Source organism: Pseudarthrobacter sp. efr-133-R2A-89 (assembly GCF_030209315.1).
GTDB lineage: Bacteria > Actinomycetota > Actinomycetes > Actinomycetales > Micrococcaceae > Arthrobacter.
Window position 1 is genome coordinate 118,659 of record NZ_JARVSE010000007.1, and the last position, 16,542, is coordinate 135,200.

The 16,542-nt window shown below is 67.5% G+C and carries 16 protein-coding genes; 6 read left to right on the top strand and 10 right to left on the bottom strand.

Going from position 1 to position 16,542, the window contains the following annotated elements; all coding sequences use genetic code 11:
• Positions 1-42: 42 nt before the first annotated feature.
• Positions 43-1,509 carry a lipase maturation factor family protein gene (locus QRM95_RS13790; RefSeq protein ID WP_285248126.1) on the top strand — a complete coding sequence of 489 codons (1,467 nt, stop codon included), beginning with the start codon at positions 43-45 and terminating at the stop codon, positions 1,507-1,509.
• On the opposite strand, the gene QRM95_RS13795 is transcribed toward QRM95_RS13790, so the two are convergent.
• From QRM95_RS13795 to QRM95_RS13825, 7 genes are read right to left on the bottom strand one after another with little or no spacing between them, the layout of a single operon-like run.
• Positions 1,506-2,345: an HpcH/HpaI aldolase/citrate lyase family protein gene (locus QRM95_RS13795; protein ID WP_285248127.1), complete on the bottom strand. Its 840-nt coding sequence runs from the start codon at positions 2,343-2,345 to the stop codon at positions 1,506-1,508. The two genes, QRM95_RS13790 and QRM95_RS13795, sit on opposite strands and share 4 nt — an antisense overlap.
• The gene (locus tag QRM95_RS13800) at positions 2,342-2,908 is read right to left on the bottom strand and encodes a MaoC family dehydratase (RefSeq protein WP_285248128.1); all 567 of its coding nucleotides are present in this window, start codon (positions 2,906-2,908) and stop codon (positions 2,342-2,344) included. The genes QRM95_RS13795 and QRM95_RS13800 overlap by 4 nt, the downstream gene beginning before the upstream one ends.
• Positions 2,905-3,684: a CoA transferase subunit B gene (locus tag QRM95_RS13805; protein WP_461841345.1), complete on the bottom strand. Its 780-nt coding sequence runs from the start codon at positions 3,682-3,684 to the stop codon at positions 2,905-2,907. Before QRM95_RS13805 ends, QRM95_RS13800 begins: the two co-directional genes overlap by 4 nt.
• A complete protein-coding gene (locus QRM95_RS13810) occupies positions 3,681-4,487 on the bottom strand; it encodes a CoA transferase subunit A (protein WP_285248129.1) in 807 nt (268 codons plus the stop codon). The genes QRM95_RS13805 and QRM95_RS13810 overlap by 4 nt, the downstream gene beginning before the upstream one ends.
• Positions 4,488-4,535: 48 nt before the next feature.
• On the bottom strand, positions 4,536-5,699 hold the full coding sequence (locus tag QRM95_RS13815; RefSeq protein WP_285248130.1) for an acyl-CoA dehydrogenase family protein: 1,164 nt from the start codon (positions 5,697-5,699) through the stop codon (positions 4,536-4,538).
• 2 nt (positions 5,700-5,701) lie between these two features.
• The gene (locus tag QRM95_RS13820) at positions 5,702-7,951 is read right to left on the bottom strand and encodes an acetyl/propionyl/methylcrotonyl-CoA carboxylase subunit alpha (protein ID WP_285248131.1); all 2,250 of its coding nucleotides are present in this window, start codon (positions 7,949-7,951) and stop codon (positions 5,702-5,704) included.
• Between the two features lie 7 nt (positions 7,952-7,958).
• The gene (locus tag QRM95_RS13825; RefSeq protein WP_285248132.1) at positions 7,959-9,566 is read right to left on the bottom strand and encodes a carboxyl transferase domain-containing protein; all 1,608 of its coding nucleotides are present in this window, start codon (positions 9,564-9,566) and stop codon (positions 7,959-7,961) included.
• A 146-nt stretch (positions 9,567-9,712) separates the two neighbouring features.
• On the opposite strand from QRM95_RS13825, the gene QRM95_RS13830 reads away from it, so the two are divergent.
• Complete coding sequence (locus tag QRM95_RS13830; protein ID WP_285248133.1) at positions 9,713-10,393, top strand: SACE_7040 family transcriptional regulator; 681 nt, start codon at positions 9,713-9,715, stop codon at positions 10,391-10,393.
• Here the strand turns inward: QRM95_RS13830 and QRM95_RS13835 are convergent.
• The 3 genes from QRM95_RS13835 to pdhA are packed head-to-tail and all read right to left on the bottom strand — an operon-like array spanning position 10,390 to position 13,945.
• Positions 10,390-11,769: a dihydrolipoamide acetyltransferase family protein gene (locus QRM95_RS13835; protein ID WP_285248134.1), complete on the bottom strand. Its 1,380-nt coding sequence runs from the start codon at positions 11,767-11,769 to the stop codon at positions 10,390-10,392. The two genes, QRM95_RS13830 and QRM95_RS13835, sit on opposite strands and share 4 nt — an antisense overlap.
• The gene (locus QRM95_RS13840) at positions 11,766-12,776 is read right to left on the bottom strand and encodes an alpha-ketoacid dehydrogenase subunit beta (protein ID WP_018763446.1); all 1,011 of its coding nucleotides are present in this window, start codon (positions 12,774-12,776) and stop codon (positions 11,766-11,768) included. The genes QRM95_RS13835 and QRM95_RS13840 overlap by 4 nt, the downstream gene beginning before the upstream one ends.
• Positions 12,776-13,945, bottom strand: coding sequence for a pyruvate dehydrogenase (acetyl-transferring) E1 component subunit alpha (pdhA, locus tag QRM95_RS13845; RefSeq protein WP_285248135.1), 1,170 nt, complete (start codon positions 13,943-13,945; stop codon positions 12,776-12,778). The genes QRM95_RS13840 and pdhA overlap by 1 nt, the downstream gene beginning before the upstream one ends.
• A 193-nt stretch (positions 13,946-14,138) precedes the next feature.
• On the opposite strand from pdhA, the gene QRM95_RS13850 reads away from it, so the two are divergent.
• From QRM95_RS13850 to QRM95_RS13865, 4 genes are all read left to right on the top strand, one after another.
• Positions 14,139-14,612 carry an Lrp/AsnC family transcriptional regulator gene (locus QRM95_RS13850; RefSeq protein WP_026265061.1) on the top strand — a complete coding sequence of 158 codons (474 nt, stop codon included), beginning with the start codon at positions 14,139-14,141 and terminating at the stop codon, positions 14,610-14,612.
• Between the two features lie 122 nt (positions 14,613-14,734).
• Complete coding sequence (locus QRM95_RS13855; RefSeq protein WP_285248136.1) at positions 14,735-15,280, top strand: hypothetical protein; 546 nt, start codon at positions 14,735-14,737, stop codon at positions 15,278-15,280.
• A 131-nt stretch (positions 15,281-15,411) separates the two neighbouring features.
• Positions 15,412-15,816, top strand: coding sequence for a DUF4383 domain-containing protein (locus QRM95_RS13860; RefSeq protein WP_285248137.1), 405 nt, complete (start codon positions 15,412-15,414; stop codon positions 15,814-15,816).
• A 2-nt stretch (positions 15,817-15,818) separates the two neighbouring features.
• The gene (locus QRM95_RS13865; protein ID WP_285248138.1) at positions 15,819-16,469 is read left to right on the top strand and encodes a hypothetical protein; all 651 of its coding nucleotides are present in this window, start codon (positions 15,819-15,821) and stop codon (positions 16,467-16,469) included.
• Positions 16,470-16,542: the final 73 nt, after the last annotated feature.

Genomic DNA, 16,542 nt, shown 5'->3' on the forward strand with positions numbered 1-16,542 from the left:
CTGCGCCTTGACCGCCGGGCGGCCGGGCGTAACGTGGAAACCGTGGACTGGCTCACCTGGTTCGATGCGCCGGAGTATGAATTTGCCCGGCAGGTGCTGCAACGGGGCGTCGCAGCGTTGTATTTCGTTGCGTTCCTGTCCACCCTGAACCAGTTCCCGGCCTTGCTCGGAGAGCGCGGACTCCTTCCGGTGCCGGACTTCCTGGCCGCGTTTTCCCGTTTGTCGCGGCCCACGCTGTTCCGTTGGCGGTACTCGGACCGGCTGCTGCGCGGTGTCTGCGCCATGGGCCTGGCGGTATCGGCGCTCCTCGTCGCCGGGCTCCCCCAGGCCGGACCACCCTGGGTTCCGTTACTGGCGTTCCTTGCCTTGTGGCTCTTGTACATGTCCATCGTGAACGTGGGGCAGACCTTCTACGGGTTCGGCTGGGAGATGCTGCTGCTGGAGGCCGGTTTCACCGTGGCCTTCCTGGGATCGGACCAGACGCAACCGCCGCGGACCATCCTGATCCTGGTGGTGTGGCTGGTGTTCAGGCTGGAGTTCGGGGCAGGCATGATCAAGATCCGCGGCGGCCGGGAGTGGCGGGACCTAACGGCGTTGTACTACCACCATGAGACCCAGCCGATGCCCGGGCCCCTCAGCCGGCAGGCCCACCTCATGCCGCAGGCCTGGCACCGGCTTGAGGTTCTGGGGAACCACGGCGCCCAACTGGTGGTGCCCTTCTTCCTCTTCGCCCCGCAGCCGCTGGCGTCCGTGGCCGCGGGGATCGTGGTGTTCACCCAGCTGTGGCTGGTGGCGAGCGGCAACTTTGCGTGGCTGAACTGGATGGCGATCATCCTGGCGTTTGCCGCGGTCAGCAATCCCGTGGCCCACGCCGTGATCCCGGCTGTCCCGGCGGACTGGCAAGCCGACGCAGCACCGGCCACACCCCTGTGGTGGCTGGCCATAACACTGGCGGCGTCCCTCCTGCTGCTGGTCCTGAGCTACTGGCCATTGCGGAACCTCTTCTCCCGCCGGCAGCTGATGAATGCCAGCTTCAACCGGTGGCAGCTCGTCAATGCCTATGGCGCCTTCGGCACGGTGACCAAGCAGCGGATCGAAATTGCGGTGGAGGGCACGCTGGACGATGATCCCGATGACAGCTCGGACTGGCGCGAGTACGGCTTCAAGGGCAAGCCTGGCGATGTCCGGCGCATGCCCCGGCAGTGGGCTCCGTACCACCTGCGGCTGGACTGGCTGATGTGGTTCCTGCCGCTGCGGAGCGTGCACGAGGAATGGTTCTACGCCTTCCTGGGCAAGCTGCTCGTGGCGGACCGGCAGGTGTTGCGGCTGCTCCGGCATGACCCGTTCGACGGCGCCGCGCCGCGCCTGGTGCGCGTGCGCAGTTTCCATTACCGCTTCGCCACCCGGAAGGAGTTCCGGGAGACCGGCAACCGCTGGGTGCGGACGCTGCTGTACGAGCCCATTCCGCCCACGTCCCTGCGCCGGCCGACGGGACGGAAGGGCAGCTAGGCGTCCCTGCCTGCACGGCGCAGGATGGCTTCGGCGTGCTTCAGGATTGGCCCGTCGATCATCTTTCCGTGGTGTTGGAAGACCCCGCTCCCGGCCGCGGCGGCAACGTCCAGCAGTTCACGCGCCGCCGCCACCTCCTCCTCGGTGGGAGCGTAGGCTTTGCGGACCACGGCAGCCTGGCCGGGATGGATACACGCTTTGGAGCCGAACCCGGAGGCCACGGCGTCGGCGGTTTCGTCCGCCAGCCCGTCGAGGTCGGGGATGTTGGTGTACACGGCGTCGATGGCTTCCTTGCCCAACGCCCTGGCGGCCAGCAGCACCGAGGAGCGGGCGTGCAGGGCCACCGCCCGGTAGCCGCCGTCGTCCTTCCTGCTGGAGGTGCCGCCCAACGTGGCCACGAGGTCCTCTGCTCCCCACATCAGGGCCACCACGTTGGGGGCGGCCGCAATGGCGGGGGCGTTCAGCACGCCCAGGGCCGTTTCGCACAGCGCAATGACCTGGTAGCCCTCCAGCGCCGTGAGCTGTTCAGCCGATTCCGCCTTGGCGAGCATGACCGTGCGGTACGGCGTATGCGCCAGGCAGTGCAGGTCCTTCGCGAAGTCATCCGTGCCGACCGGGTTGACCCGGACGATGGTCCGGCTGGGGTCGAGTTCGGGGCCGTCTCCGGCAGCGCCCGCCTGGGCCAGGATTGCGCCGCGCGCCCGCTGCTTGTCCGGTGGCGCCACGGCGTCCTCGAGGTCCAGGATCACGGCGTCCGCCCGCGCTGCGGCTTTCAGGTAGCGCTCGGGGCGGTCGGCGGGGCAAAAGAGCAGGGCAGGGCCCATCACAAAAGTCATACGGGCATTCTCCCCTGTGCGCCGGGCTGGTCCTGGTGGGCGCCCCGGATCCACATCAGGCAGCTTCTCGTGGCCCGTGCCACCACGGCTCCGTCCTGGTTGCGCCCGGTGTGCTCCATGGTGACGATGCCCTGGCCCGGCCGGGAGGCCGAAAGCCGCTTGCCGGTGATCACGGTCTCGGTGTAGAGCGTGTCCCCGTGGTAGAGCGGGTGCGGGAAGGAGACATCGGTCAGCCCGAGCTGGGCGATAATGGTCCCCTGGGTCAACTGGGTGACGGACTGCCCCACCATGGTGGCAAGGGTGAACATCGAGTTCATCAGCCGCTGGCCAAAGGGCTGCCCCGCGCTCCAGGCCGCGTCCAGGTGCAGCGCCTGCGTGTTCATGGTGAGGGTGGTGAAGAGGACGTTGTCCGTTTCCGTCACGGTGCGTCCGGGCCGATGGGCATACAGCACGCCCTCCTCCAGCTCGTCGAAGTAGAGCCCGCGCTGCTCGATGACGCGCCTGCCGCCCCCTCCGGCCGTTGGGCCGGCCGGAACTCCATCAGTGGGGTTGGTGCCGGTCATACGGTGAGTTCCTGGTCTTCTTCGTACAATTCCGCACCGGTGGCGGCCACCACGTCTTCGACGGAAACGTTGGGGGCCAGCTCGCGCAGCACCAGCCGGGATGGGCCGCCGTCCCGGACGACGTCGATCACGGCGAGGTCGGTGATGATCCGGTCCACGCAGCCTTTGCCGGTCAGCGGGAGCGAGCACTCCCGGACGATCTTGGGATTGCCGTTCCGGTCCACGTGCTCCATCATCACGATCACGCGCTTGGCGCCAAACACCAGGTCCATGGCGCCGCCCATTCCCTTGACCATCTTTCCCGGGACCATCCAGTTGGCGAGGTCTCCGTTGGCGGCCACTTCCATAGCGCCCAAGACGGCGAGGTCCACGTGGCCGCCGCGGATCATGCCAAACGACGTTGCCGAGTCGAAGAACGCCGCACCCCGGTTTACCGTCACGGTCTCCTTGCCGGCATTGATCAGGTCCGGATCCACCGCATCCTCCGCCGGGTAGGGGCCAACGCCCAGGATCCCGTTCTCCGAGTGCAGCACCACTTCCACCCCGGCCGGAATGTAGTTGGGAATCAGGGTGGGCATGCCGATGCCCAAGTTGACGTACTGGCCGTTGCGGAGTTCCCGGGCAACCCTGGCGGCCAGTTCGTTCCGCGTCCAGCCTTTGCTGCCTGCTGCGGCGACGGCTCCGCCGGGCCCGGGCTGGTGCCCGCCGCCACGCCGGTATTCCGGGCGGACCGCTTCCGGGCGTGGCGCCTCGGGGCTGTTGGGATCCATGGTCATGCTCCTGCCTGCTGGTCGCTGCCGGCGGGGCTCCCGCCCGCCGCGGCCGGGGCCGCCAAGGCCACCGTCCGCTTTTCGATGCGCTTTTCCCCGCCGGCCGCCAGGACCACCCGCTGGACGAAGATCCCGGGGGTGTGGATGTGTTCGGGGTCCAGTTCGCCGGGTTCGACGAGTTCCTCCACCTCGGCGATGGTGATGCGTCCGGCCATGGCGCAGAGCGGATTGAAGTTCATGGCCGTGGCGTGGAAGACCAGGTTGCCGTGCCGGTCACCCTTCCAGGCGTGCACCAGCCCGTAGTCGGGAGTGAGGGATTCTTCGAGGACATAGTCCACTCCCGCAAAGGAACGCACTTCCTTGGCCGCGGAGGCGATCGCGATGCCGCCGTCGGCGTCGTACTTCTGCGGCAGGCCGCCGTCGGACACCTGGGTCCCAACCCCCGCCTTGGTGTAGAACGCGGGGATGCCGGCGCCGCCGGCGCGCAGCTTCTCGGCCAGGGTGCCCTGCGGCGTCAACACCACCTCGAGTTCACCGGCAAGGTACTGGCGGGCGAACTCCTTGTTTTCCCCCACATAGGAGCTGATGGTGCGGCGGATGCGGCCGTCGCGGAGCAGGATGCCCAAGCCCCAGTCATCCACGCCGCAGTTGTTGCTGACCGTTTCCAGGCCGGAGGTGCCGGCGCGGTGCAGGGCGTCGATCAGGGCCACCGGAATTCCACACAGCCCGAACCCGCCAACCGCCAGGGACGCCCCGTCCGGGATGTCTGCCACGGCGGCGTCGGCGCTGGCTACAACCTTGTCAATCATCAATGATCCTTTCAGGCCGGCTGCGATCCGTACTGCTGGCGCAGGTGCTTACAGTCCCAGTTCACGGGCGATCAGCATCAGCTGGACTTCCGTGGTGCCCTCCCCCACTTCAAGGATCTTGGAGTCGCGGTAGTGGCGCGCCACGGTGAACTCGTTGATGAAGCCATAGCCGCCGAATACCTGGGTGGCATCCCGCGCGTTGTCCATGGCCGCCTCGCCTGCGACCATCTTAGCGATGGCCGCCTGGGTCTTGAACGGCTTGCCGGCCAGCATCCTGGCGGCCGCATCGTAGTAGGCCAGGCGGGCCGTGTGGGCCCGCGCTTCCATCCGTGCGATCTTGAAGGAGATGGCCTGGTACTTGCCGATTTCCTGGCCGAACGCCCTGCGTTCCCTGGCGTATTTGACCGACAGGTCCACGCAGCCCTGGGCGGCGCCGGTGGCCAGGGCAGCAATGGCGATCCTGCCTTCGTCCAGGATGGACAGGAAATTCGCATACCCGCGCCCTTCTTCCCCAAGGAGGTTTTCCTCCGGTACGCGGACATCCTTGAGGGTCAACGGGTGGGTGTCGGATGCATTCCAGCCCACCTTGTTGTACGGCTTCTCCGCTTTGAAGCCCGGTGTATCCGTGGGCACGAGGATGGTCGAGATCTCCTTCCGCAGGCTGCCGTCGGCGGCTTCCTTCCGGCCGGTGACGGCGGTGACGGTGACCAGCCGGGTGATGTCCGTTCCCGAGTTGGTGATGAACTCCTTGTTGCCGTTGATCACCCAGCTGCCGTCGTCGCGGCGCGCGGTGGTCTTGGTGCCGCCCGCATCCGAACCTGCCTCGGGTTCGGTGAGCCCGAAGCCTGCGAGCGCCTGGCCTGATGCCAGGAGCGGAAGCCATTCCTGCTTCTGGGCGTCGGTACCGAAGCGGTACACCGGCATGGCCCCCAGGGAAACGCCGGCCTCCAGCGTGATGGCCACCGACTGGTCCACGCGGCCGAGCTGTTCCAAGGCCAGGGCGAGCGCGAAGTAGTCGCCGCCCATGCCGCCGAATTCCTCCGGGAAGGGCAGCCCGAACAGGCCCATTTCGGCCATCTGTTTCACCACGTCATACGGGAAGCTGTGTTCCGCATCGTGTTTGGCGGACACCGGGGCCACCACGTTGTCCGCGAAGTCGCGGACGGTGTCGCTGAGGTCCTGGTATTCCTCGCTGAGTTCGAATCCGGTCATGGTCAGGCTCCTTCGCCTTGGCTGGTGGCTGTGTCTGTATCTGTATCTGCGGGCGCTGGTTCCGCGTCTGCAGGGTGGGGGTGCACGGTGGCCAGGACCTGGTCGGCCTTCACGAGGTCGCCGGTGCGGGCGCTAAGGTGCACGGTGCCGGCCAGCGGGGCAACGAGGTGGTGCTCCATCTTCATGGCCTCCACGGACACCAGGACCTCCCCGGCCTGGACCGCGTCGCCGTCGGTGACCGGGACGGCCACCACGGTTCCCGTCATTGGCGAGCGCACCTCGGGGTCCGCTGAGCCTTCTTCGCGTTGAATGCCGGCCAGCACGCGGTCCAGCCGTGCCTCCCGGGTCAGGACCTCAAGCCGGCAGGACCAGCCATCACTGCCGAGGAAAATCCGGGAGGGCCCGGCGGGCACGGGGTTGTCCCATGCCGGAGCGGCGGGCCCTGGATAGTCGGGCGCCAGCCGGTAGGCGTGGCGTTGGCCGTCAAGGTCAAGTTCGATGCTTTGCCGGCTGGACCACTGGAGGGACGCCGGCATCGGGGGGCCGTCGTTGACCGCGACCACGGCGGTGCCTCCCCCGTTGGGGGTACCGGTGACCGCCACCGTTGCTACGCCGCCGTCGGGTGTTCCCAGGCTGACGCGGCGTGGTGCGGGTTTGCCCAGGCGCCAGCCGTTGCGGGCCCGCCACGGACCGCTCCCCGGAGCAGGGTAGTTTTGGTCCTCCAGGGAGAGCGCGTACAGGGCGGCGGCCACGAGTTCCGCATCCCCGGCGGTCCGGAATTCCATGCCGGGCAGCTTCCGTTGGATCAGGCCCGTGTCCAGGCGGCCGGCCTGGACGTCGGGGTCGCTGAGCAGGAGCCTCAGGTATTCCACGTTGGTGTCGATACCCAAGGCCGTGTAGCCGGCCAGGGCACCGTCCAGGGCATTCAGGGCGGCGGTGCGGTCCTCACCCCAGGCGATCACCTTGGAAATCATGGGGTCGTAGTGGGCCGAGAGCTCCAACCCTTCCACGAGTGAGGAATCCACTCTGACCCGAGCGCCGGCAGGTTCCGCTTCGACCGGGGCAGGAGCGCTGGGCCGCTGCTTCGGCCCAGGCAGTTCATCCAGCACCAGCACGGTCCCGGTGGAGGGGAGGAAGTTCTTCTCCGGCACCTCTGCGTAGACTCTCGCCTCCACAGCGTGGCCGGAAAGCCCGACGTCGGCCTGCCGGAGCGTCAGTTCCGCACCTGCTGCGATCCGCACCTGCCATTCCACCAGGTCGATGCCGGTGACCATTTCGGTGACCGGGTGCTCAACCTGCAGGCGGGTGTTCATCTCCATGAAGAAGAACTCGTCCGGCGCGTCATCTGACACCAGGAATTCCACGGTTCCGGCGCCCCGGTAGTTCACGCTGCGGGCTGCATTGCAGGCCGCCTCGCCGATCCGTGCGCGGATGGCCGCCCCGTCCGGAAGGCCCTCCAGCAGCGGCGACGGCGCTTCCTCGATGACTTTCTGGTGCCGCCGCTGCAGCGAGCATTCCCGCTCGCCCAGGTGGATGACGTTGCCATGGTTGTCCGCCAGCACCTGCACTTCGATGTGCCGTGGGGTGGTCACCAGGCGTTCCAGGAACAGTGTGTCGTCGCCGAACGCGGCGGCGGCCACGCGCCGGGCCGTTGCCAGGGCGGCGGGCAGGTCCTCCGGTTTTTCGACGGCGTGCATCCCCTTGCCGCCGCCGCCGGCGGAGGGCTTGATCAGGAGCGGAAAGCCGACCCCGCCGGCTGCCTCCACCAGTTCGCTGTCGGTCATGCCGGGCTTGGCGATGCCGGGAACCACCGGCACGGCGTATCCGGCCACGTGGTTCTTGGCCCGGATCTTGTCCCCCATGACCTTCAGGGCCTCCACTCCGGGTCCGATGAAGGTGATGCCGGCCTTCTCCAAGGCCCGGGCGAAGTCCACGTTCTCACTCAGGAAGCCGTACCCCGGATGGACGGCCTCGGCGCCCGATTGCCGGCACGCCTCAATGATCGCGTCCGCGCTCAGGTAGCTTTCGACGGCGGCTGCCGGGCCGATGCGCACGGCCGCGTCAGCTTCGCGGACGTGGCGGGCGCCGGCGTCGGCATCGCTGTAGACGGCCACCGACCGGATGCCCAGGCGGCGCAGGGTCCGGATGACCCGACAGGCGATTTCACCGCGGTTTGCCACCAGGACCGTGCCGAACAGGCGTGGGGTGGACGTGCCGCCGGGGGCTGGATCTGTTCGGGTTTGCATGGTCATTGCGGGCTCACATCCGGAAGAGGCCGAAGGAGGTCTCCGGCAAGGGGGTGCGGGAGACGACGTCGAGCGCCAGTCCCAGGACGGTGCGGGTATCTGCCGGGTCGATCACGGCATCGTCCCATAGCCTGGCCGTGGAGTAGTAGGGGCTGCCCTGGTCCTCGTACTGGCGGCGGATGGGTGCTTTGAACGCCTCTTCGTCGCTTGCCGGCCATTCTTCGCCGGCCGCCTCGTACTGGTCGCGCTTCACGGTGGCCAGGACGCTGGCGGCCTGGTTGCCGCCCATGACGGAGATCCGGGCGGCGGGCCACATCCAGAGGAACCGCGGCGAATAGGCCCGGCCGCACATCGAATAGTTGCCGGCGCCAAAGGAGCCGCCGATCACCACCGTCAGTTTGGGAACGCGGGCAGTGGCCACGGCCGTCACCATCTTGGCGCCGTTTTTGGCGATGCCGCCCTGTTCGGCGTCCTTCCCCACCATGAAGCCGGAGATGTTCTGCAGGAACAGCAGGGGGATGCCGCGCTGGTCGCAGAGTTCGATGAAATGGGCGCCTTTGAGCGACGATTCACTGAAGAGCACCCCGTTGTTGGCCACGATACCCACGGGGTGTCCGCAGATCCGGGCGAATCCCGTCACAAGGGTGGTGCCGTATTCCCTTTTGAACTCGTGGAACCTGCTGCCGTCCACCAGCCGGGCGATGACTTCGTGGACGTCGTAGGGGGCGTTGACGTCCGTGGGCACCGCACCGTAGATTCCGTCCGGGTCCACGGCAGGTTCGACGGCGGGTTCCACCTGCCAGGCAGGCGCGGCGGGCGGCGGGAGGGTGGCAACAATGTCCCGGATGATCTGCAGGGCGTGCTCGTCATTTTCGGCCAGGTGGTCGGTCACCCCGGAAATGCGTGCATGCACGTCTCCACCGCCGAGTTCCTCCGCAGTCACGATCTCGCCGATGGCCGCCTTCACCAAGGGCGGGCCGCCCAGGAAGATCGTGCCTTGGTTCCTGACGATGACTGTCTCATCGCTCATGGCGGGAACGTAGGCACCGCCGGCGGTGCAAGACCCCATGACGGCGGCGATCTGCGGTATCTTCGCGGCGGAGAGCCTGGCCTGGTTGTAGAAGATGCGGCCGAAGTGGTCCTTGTCCGGAAAGACCTCATCCTGCTTGGGAAGGAACGCCCCGCCCGAATCAACCAGGTAGATGCAGGGCAGCCCGTTTTCGAGAGCTATCTCCTGGGCACGCAGGTGCTTCTTCACCGTCATCGGGTAGTAGGTGCCGCCCTTGACGGTGGCATCGTTGGAGATCACCAGCACCTGCCGACCGTGCACCAGTCCGATCCCGGCGATGACCCCGGCGCCCGGGGCGTCGTCGCCGTACATCCCATTGGCAGCCAGCGGCGCGATCTCCAGGAACGGGCTGCCGTCATCCAGCAACTGGTCGATCCGGTCCCGCGGCAGCAGCTTCCCCCGTGCCACGTGCCTCTCCCGCGATTTCTCCGGTCCGCCGAGGGCCGCGTCCGCCAGCCTCTTCCGGAGGTCGCCGGCGAGGGCCAGTTGCGCTTCCCGGTTGGCGCGGAAGGACTCGCTTGCGGGGTCGAGCCGGCTGGCCAGGGTCTCCATTGACGATCCGTTCCTGTCTGGACCAAGCCGGCTCCCAGGCCAACTCGGTTAGTGACTAATAACTGAAATTCAGGTTAGTCTCGATTAACTGTGATGTCCAACACATGGCGGTCTTGGTAGAATCTGCGTCGGTCCGAGGAGGAAAAGTGCCAAGCACGGGAACACAATCCGGCAATGCCGCGCAGCCAGGCACCACGCCGCACCCGGCCCCCACCACGCAGCGCGGCAAGGCGAAGGAGAACCGGCGGCAGGCCCTGCTCACGGCGGCGGCTTCACTGTTCGCACTGAACGGGTTCAACCGGGTGTCGCTCGAAGACCTTGGCGCGGCCGCGGGCGTGAGCGGCCCCGCGGTGTACCGCCATTTCCCGGGCAAGCAGGCAGTCCTCGCCGACCTCCTGGTGACCGTGAGCCAGGAACTGCTGGACGGCGGACGCCAGGTGGTGGAAGACAGCGCCGACCCGGCAGCCGCCCTGCGCCGGCTGGTGGAGTTCCAGGTGGACTTTGCGCTCGGCAAGCCCGACGTGATCCGCGTCCAGGACCGGGACCTCAGCAACCTCTCCGAGCAGGACCAGTCCGCGGTGCGCTCCCTGCAGCGCAGCTACGTGGAGTTATGGGTGGACGTCCTCGCGGGGGTCCACCCCGGGACGGACGCTGCCGAACTCCGCATGCGGGCGCACGCCACCTTCGGCCTCATCAACTCCACTCCGCACTCCGTCCGCAGCCATGGCCGGCGGATAGCGGCAGGCGTGGCCCGCCCCCTGCTTGAGCGCATGGCACTTGCAGCGCTGCTGGCGGACAGTGCAGGGGACGCCCCGCCCTCCCGCTAGACCATGGTGAGCACCATTCCCGGCTCGGCCAGGATGGTGCCGACGTCGGCCAGGAACCGGGAGCCTTGTTCGCCGTCCACCAGCCGGTGGTCGAAGGACAGGCTCAAGGTGATCACCTGGCGCAGGGCCACCTCGCCCCGGTATTCCCACGGCAGGGTCCGGACGGCGCCCAGCCCCAGGATGGCCGCTTCACCGGGATTGAGGATGGGGGTACCGGCGTCGATGCCGAAAACGCCGATATTGGTGATGGAAATGGTGCCCCCGGACAGCTCGTCAGGCGTGGCCTTGCCGGCGCGGGCCGTTTCCGCGAGCGCCGTCAACGCCTGGGCGAGCTGCCGAAGCTGCATGGTGTCCGCATCCTTGATGTTGGGAACGGTGAGTCCCCGGGGCGTGGCCGCCGCGATGCCAAGGTTGACGTAGTTGTAGGTGACGATTTCCTGGTGTTCCTCATCCCAGTGCGAGTTCAGCGCCGGATTCCTGCGGAGGGCGACGAGGACTGCCTTGGCCGCGAGCGTCAGCGGGGTGAGCTTGAGGCCGGCGAACTCCCTGCTGTTCTTGAGCCTGGCCAGCAGTTCAAGGCTTGGCGTCACGTCCACGGTGAGGAATTCGGTGGCATGCGGGGCGGTGAAGGCACTCTGCACCATGGCGGCCGCGGTGTATTTGCGGACGCCCTTGATGGGAGTCCGGGTTTCCCGCTCCCCTAACCGGCTGCCTGAGAGGGCCACCGGCTCCGCCAGGGGCGGGACAGCTTCTTCGTTGTGTCCGGCAAATCCCCGGACGTCTTCCCTGGTGATCAACCCGCCAGGCCCGGTGCCGGGAACCCGTGCCAGGTCCACCCCCAGGTCCCTGGCCAGCTTGCGCACCGGTGGTGTGGACCGTGGCCGCTCGGCGATTGCGGTGTCAACAGGCTTGGTGTCGGCAGGCTCAACCACCACAGGCCTGGCCAGGACAGGCTCAACCACCGGGGCGGCGAAGTTCCGGGGCCGGCGGGCCGGCCGGCCGGAGCCTTCGACGACAGCGCCGTAGCCCACCAGGTTCGGTTCCCGTTTCTGCGTTTCCGCACCGCGCTCCCCCGGCCCAGCCGTCAACGTGCCGGCCGGGCCCGAAGGTGCCGTTCCGGCGTCGTCCGGCACCTCGAACGAGACGATGGGCTTGCCCACCTCAACCACGGACCCGGGCTGCTCGTGGAGCTCCCTGATAACCCCGGCATACGGAGAGGGAAGCTCCACCACGGCTTTGGCTGTCTCCACCTCGGCAATGACCTGGTTCAGGCTGACGGTGTCCCCAACGTCCACTTTCCAGCTGAGGATTTCTGACTCTGTGAGCCCCTCACCCAGGTCCGGCAGACGGAATTCCTTGATCATGGTGGCGCTCATCCTTCCAGCCCGCTCAGGGAATTCGGGCGGCCCAAGGCGCGGTCCACGCCGTCGAGGATACGGTCCAGGCCCGGCAGGTGGTGCATTTCCAGCTTGGAATACGGGTAGGGAATGTCGAACCCGGTGACCCGGACCGGAGCAGCTTCGAGGTGGTAGAAGCACCGCTCGGTGATGCTGGCGGCCACTTCCGCCCCGAGGCCGCCGGACTGTCCGGCTTCGTGCGTGACCACCAGGCGCCCGGTCTTCCGCACGGAGGCCACCACGGCGTCGTAGTCCACCGGGGCCAGCGAGCGCAGGTCGATGACTTCGAGGGAGATTCCCTCGTCGGCTGCGGCCGTGGCAGCGTCCAGTGCGGTCTTGACCAGTGGTCCGTAGGCCACCAGGGTGGCGTCGGTGCCCTCGGTCAGCACGCGGGCCTTGTCCATGGGCAGGGCGGAGGAAAGGGCGGCCGACTCATCCACCTCGCCTTTGTCGTGGTAGCGGCGCTTGGGTTCGAAATACAGGACGGGATCGTCGCAGGAAATGGCCTGCTGGATCACGGTGTACGCGTCCTGGGGGTTGGAAACGGCCACCACGCGCAGCCCGGAGGTGTGCGTGAAGTACGCTTCCGGGGATTCGGAGTGGTGCTCCGGCGAGCCGATCCCGCCGCCGAAGGGAACCCGGATGGTGATGGGCATCTTCACCGCGCCGCGGGTGCGGTAATGCAGCTTGGCCACCTGGCTGACGATCTGGTCGAACGCCGGATAGATGAATCCGTCGAACTGAATCTCCACCACAGGGCGGTAACCGCGGTAGGCCAGGCCGACGGCAGTCCCCACGATGGCGGATTCGGCCAGCGGCGTGTCCACCACCCGGTGGGTGCCGAAGTCTTTTTGCAGGCCGTCGGTTACCCGGAACACGCCGCCGAGGGCACCGATGTCCTCGCCGAGGAGGACCACCTTGGAGTCGCTTTCCAGCGACTTCCGCAGGCCGGCGTTTATGGCGCGGGCAAAGGTCAACTGGGTCATCAGCGTGCACCTTCCTCTGAAACTGCTCCTGCGAGGTCGCCGAATGAAGCCAGGTAGCGGGCGTAGTGGTCCTGCTGGCGTTCAAGCCAAGAGTTGGGGGTGCTGTAGACGTGCTTGAACACGTCCATCGGCTGGGGATCCGGCATGGTGGTGCAACCGCGGCGCATTTCCGCTGCCACGGAATCGGCCTTGTGCCGGACCTGCTCCTGCAGCTCCGCGGTCAGGAGCCCTTTCCGGTCCAGGAGCGATGCCAGCCGGGAGATGGGGTCCTTCGCCGCCCAGTCTTCCAGTTCGTTGGCATCCCGGTAGCGGGTGGGATCATCGGCGGTGGTGTGCGGTCCCATCCGGTAGGTGACGGCTTCGATGAACGTGGGGCCGCCGCCGCGCCGCGCCCGGTCCAGTGCGAGCCGGGTGCCGGCCATGACGGCCAGGACGTCATTGCCGTCCACCCGCAGGCTGGGGATGCCGAAGCCGGCGGCCCGCTCGGCGAGGTGGATGTGCGACTGCAGCCGTACGGGCTCGGATATGGCCCAGTGGTTGTTGGTGCAGAAGAACACCACGGGGGCCTGGAAGCTGGCGGCGAACACCATGGCCTCGTTGACGTCGCCTTCGCTGGTGGCGCCGTCGCCGAAGTAGGTAACTGCCACGGCATCGGCGCCGTCATTCTGGATGCCCATGGCATAGCCGGTTGCATGGAGGGTTTGGGCGCCAATGATGATCTGCGGGGTTGCCATATTGATGCTGTAGGGGTCCCAGCCGCCGGAGGCGTTGCCGCGCCAAACCCGGAGCAGGTCCGTCAGGTCCACGCCCCGGCAGTAGGCCACGCCGTTCTCGCGGTAGCTGGAGAAGACAAAGTCGTCCGCCCGCATGGCCCGTCCGGAACCGATCTGGGACGCCTCCTGCCCCAGCAGCGGCGGCCAGAGCGCCAGCTCTCCCTGCCTTTGCAGGGCGGTGGCTTCAACATCGATCCGCCGGATGACCGTCATGTCCTCGAAGAGCGAACATAACTGCTCGTCGGTGATGTCCTTGACCCAAAAATCGAACTCCGGGTGGCTGATCCGCTCGCCTGCCGGGGTGATCAACTGGAGGAGTTCCTGCCCGGACGCGGTGGATTCCCCTGCGTTGTCGGGGGTGATTGCACCGCCATGGCCCGTTTCGTCTGTAGACACGATTGCCGCAACCTTCGTACGTCGTTGACCTGTGGTTTTCGGGCTTTTGGCTCCAGCCGCCACCGGCCTTCCGGGCGCCATTGCCCCAGATACTGTGACCCTACTCACAATGCTCAGGGGGTACAACCACCACGGCTGTTTCTGAGCAAAATGCCCTGTCCGCCGTGCTGCCACCGTGCTAGCGTTGCGCATTATGCAAGCTTTGGATGGCACTGACACCCGCCTGCTGTCGGCGCTGTCGCAGGACCCTCGCCGGACCGTGGTGGCGCTGGCGCAGAAGCTCGGCCTGTCCCGGAACACCGTCCAGGCGCGGATGGCACAGCTGGAAAAGAAGCACGTCTTCCTGTCCTTCGAACGGCGCATCAATCCTGTGGCGCTGGGGTACCCGCTGATGGCCTTCATCTCCGTGCACGTCCAGCAGCAGAAACTCGGGCGGCTGGCGGAGGAGATCGCGGCGATCCCCGAGATCCTGGAGGGATACGGGCTCACGGGGTCGGCAGACCTGCTGCTGCGCGTGGTGGCCAAGGACGCCGAGGACCTGTTCCGGATCAACGGCAAGATCCTGGCCTGCGACGGCGTGGAGCGGGCGGACACGGCCCTTGCCATGGGCGAGCTGATCCCTTTCCGGGTGCAGCCCCTCCTGGAACGGGGCTCGGAGGGAGGGTAGCTGCACCAAGGGAGGCACGACGCCGGAGGCCGGGGTTATAGGCTGGTTCCAGTTACGCGCCGGGCCGGGATGGGCCCGGGCAGTCCGCCGGTGCCACCGCACCCGTCCCCGAAAGGCTCCCCTTGAGCAGTCCCCAGGATTCGTACCGGCATGGAAACGCGGACCCGTCGCCGCAGCAACTGCCCCCGATGCCTGCGCGGCCTGCCCCGTTCGGCCTGCCGGGGGAACGTCCGCGGGTGCGCAGCCGGCGGAAGCTGTGGATCGTGCTCGGCGGCATCGGCGGGGTGCTGCTGTTGGTGATCCTCGGCGTCGTGATCCTGGTGAACGTGGTGAACAGTGCCACCAACCAGGCCAGGGGCCTCGCCGACGAATTCACCAAGAAGGTGATCGCGGGCGAGGTGACCACCGCATACGACAACTACCTTGACCCCGCGCTCCAGCAGCAGCTTTCCAAGGAGGCGTTCATCTCCGGGGTGAAAAGCCTGGAACTGGATGACTCGTGCAAGCCCGCCTACACCGACCTCAAGGTGGCCACCGAAAACGGCCTGAAATCAGCCGACGTGGCGGGCCAGATCAGCTGTAACGGCAAGAAGGTCGACCTCGCCTACCGCTTCGAGGGCACCAACGACCTCAAGATGACCAACATCAAGCTCCGGCCCGCCGCCTGACCGGCCGCACAGTACAAAGGGTACTGTTTCTTTTCACCCATCCTTCTCCTTCAGTGGTGCGAACTGCTTCCGAGGGTCCGTCCGGGCCCGGAGTTCGGGGAACCGTCCCCGCCCTAGGAAGGATTCGTCCCATGCGCAACTCACCCAACCGTCTCGTCGCCACCGTTTTCGGAGCCGTCTATCTGCTGGTGGGCCTCCTCGGCTTTGCCGTCACGTCCGGCGTCGGATTCGTCGCCACCGAAGGCGCGAACCTGATCATCTTCGAGGTCAACCCGCTCCACAACGTCATCCACCTGGCCATTGGCGCGGCCCTGCTGTTCGCCGGACTCCGCGGGACGGACACCGCACGCACCCTCAACGCCACCGTGGGCGCCGTTTACCTCCTGGTGGGCATCGTGGGCTTGTTCCTGCTGGACTCGCCGCTGAACATCATCGCCCTGAACGGTGCCGACAACGTCCTGCACCTCGCCAGCGCCGTCCTGCTCCTGGGCGTGGGCCTGTCCCTGGACAAGTCCCCGACCGCTGCCCGGGCATAGCCATGGCGGCATCCGGCATGGCCGCCCCCGGCCCGGCGGCTCCGGGGGCTGCTGCTGCCGCCCCTGCCTGGGCGGCGTCCGCTGCCGTCCCGGCCGTCCGGCTTGTTGCCGGGTTCGCCGGCTTCGGCGCGGGATCGGTCAACCTGGCCATCGCGTCCAGCTTCTTCGCCGCGGCAGCCGGGCCCGCGCAACCTCTTGGGCTTGCCGCCGGTGCGGCAGCCGCGCTGTGGGGCACCGCCCTGCTGGCGGGAGCCATCGTGTTCCTGGCCAAGGAGCCTCCGGCGGGCGGCCGGCGGGTGCGGTATTCCTTGGCGGGCGCCGCCGCGGTCCATGTTGCGGCGATCGCCTTCGCCGTTCCGCGGACGTCCGGCCTCAACCTCACGCAGCTCTCCGCCCTGCTGCTGACACTGATGATCATTGCGTCCCTTGGCTGGCTCAGGCGGGCGGAAGCACTCCGGGAAAGCGGTCCGCCGGCAGGCAATGGTGCGGCGGGATCGGTCCGGCCCGGACGGCTGCTTGCGGCAGCTTTCGCCGGCGCAGTCCTGGTGGCGGGAATAACGACGCCGGGACTCGCCGCGTCGACGGCGGGCCAGTACGCCGTCCCGCACGGCGAACACGGACACTTGGCCCCGGCCGGCCACCATCAACGATGAAACGCAACGGCGAAAGCCGCCCACGGCCGCACCGCTGCACAACAAAAGAGCCTCCACACCGCACCAGCGGCAT

Excerpts from the sequence above, each read along its gene's own strand:
- QRM95_RS13865 (WP_285248138.1), top strand. The coding sequence starts at position 15,819 with ATGGCGGCATCCGGCATGGCCGCCCCCGGCCCGGCGGCTCCGGGGGCT.
- QRM95_RS13795 (WP_285248127.1), bottom strand. The coding sequence starts at position 2,345 with ATGACTTTTGTGATGGGCCCTGCCCTGCTCTTTTGCCCCGCCGACCGC.
- QRM95_RS13800 (WP_285248128.1), bottom strand. The coding sequence starts at position 2,908 with ATGACCGGCACCAACCCCACTGATGGAGTTCCGGCCGGCCCAACGGCC.
- QRM95_RS13835 (WP_285248134.1), bottom strand. The coding sequence starts at position 11,769 with ATGAGCGCCACCATGATCAAGGAATTCCGTCTGCCGGACCTGGGTGAG.
- QRM95_RS13815 (WP_285248130.1), bottom strand. The coding sequence starts at position 5,699 with ATGACCGGATTCGAACTCAGCGAGGAATACCAGGACCTCAGCGACACC.
- QRM95_RS13820 (WP_285248131.1), bottom strand. The coding sequence starts at position 7,951 with ATGACCATGCAAACCCGAACAGATCCAGCCCCCGGCGGCACGTCCACC.
- QRM95_RS13825 (WP_285248132.1), bottom strand. The coding sequence starts at position 9,566 with ATGGAGACCCTGGCCAGCCGGCTCGACCCCGCAAGCGAGTCCTTCCGC.
- QRM95_RS13860 (WP_285248137.1), top strand. The coding sequence starts at position 15,412 with ATGCGCAACTCACCCAACCGTCTCGTCGCCACCGTTTTCGGAGCCGTC.
- QRM95_RS13810 (WP_285248129.1), bottom strand. The coding sequence starts at position 4,487 with ATGATTGACAAGGTTGTAGCCAGCGCCGACGCCGCCGTGGCAGACATC.
- QRM95_RS13805 (WP_461841345.1), bottom strand. The coding sequence starts at position 3,684 with ATGACCATGGATCCCAACAGCCCCGAGGCGCCACGCCCGGAAGCGGTC.
- QRM95_RS13840 (WP_018763446.1), bottom strand. The coding sequence starts at position 12,776 with ATGACCCAGTTGACCTTTGCCCGCGCCATAAACGCCGGCCTGCGGAAG.
- QRM95_RS13850 (WP_026265061.1), top strand. The coding sequence starts at position 14,139 with ATGCAAGCTTTGGATGGCACTGACACCCGCCTGCTGTCGGCGCTGTCG.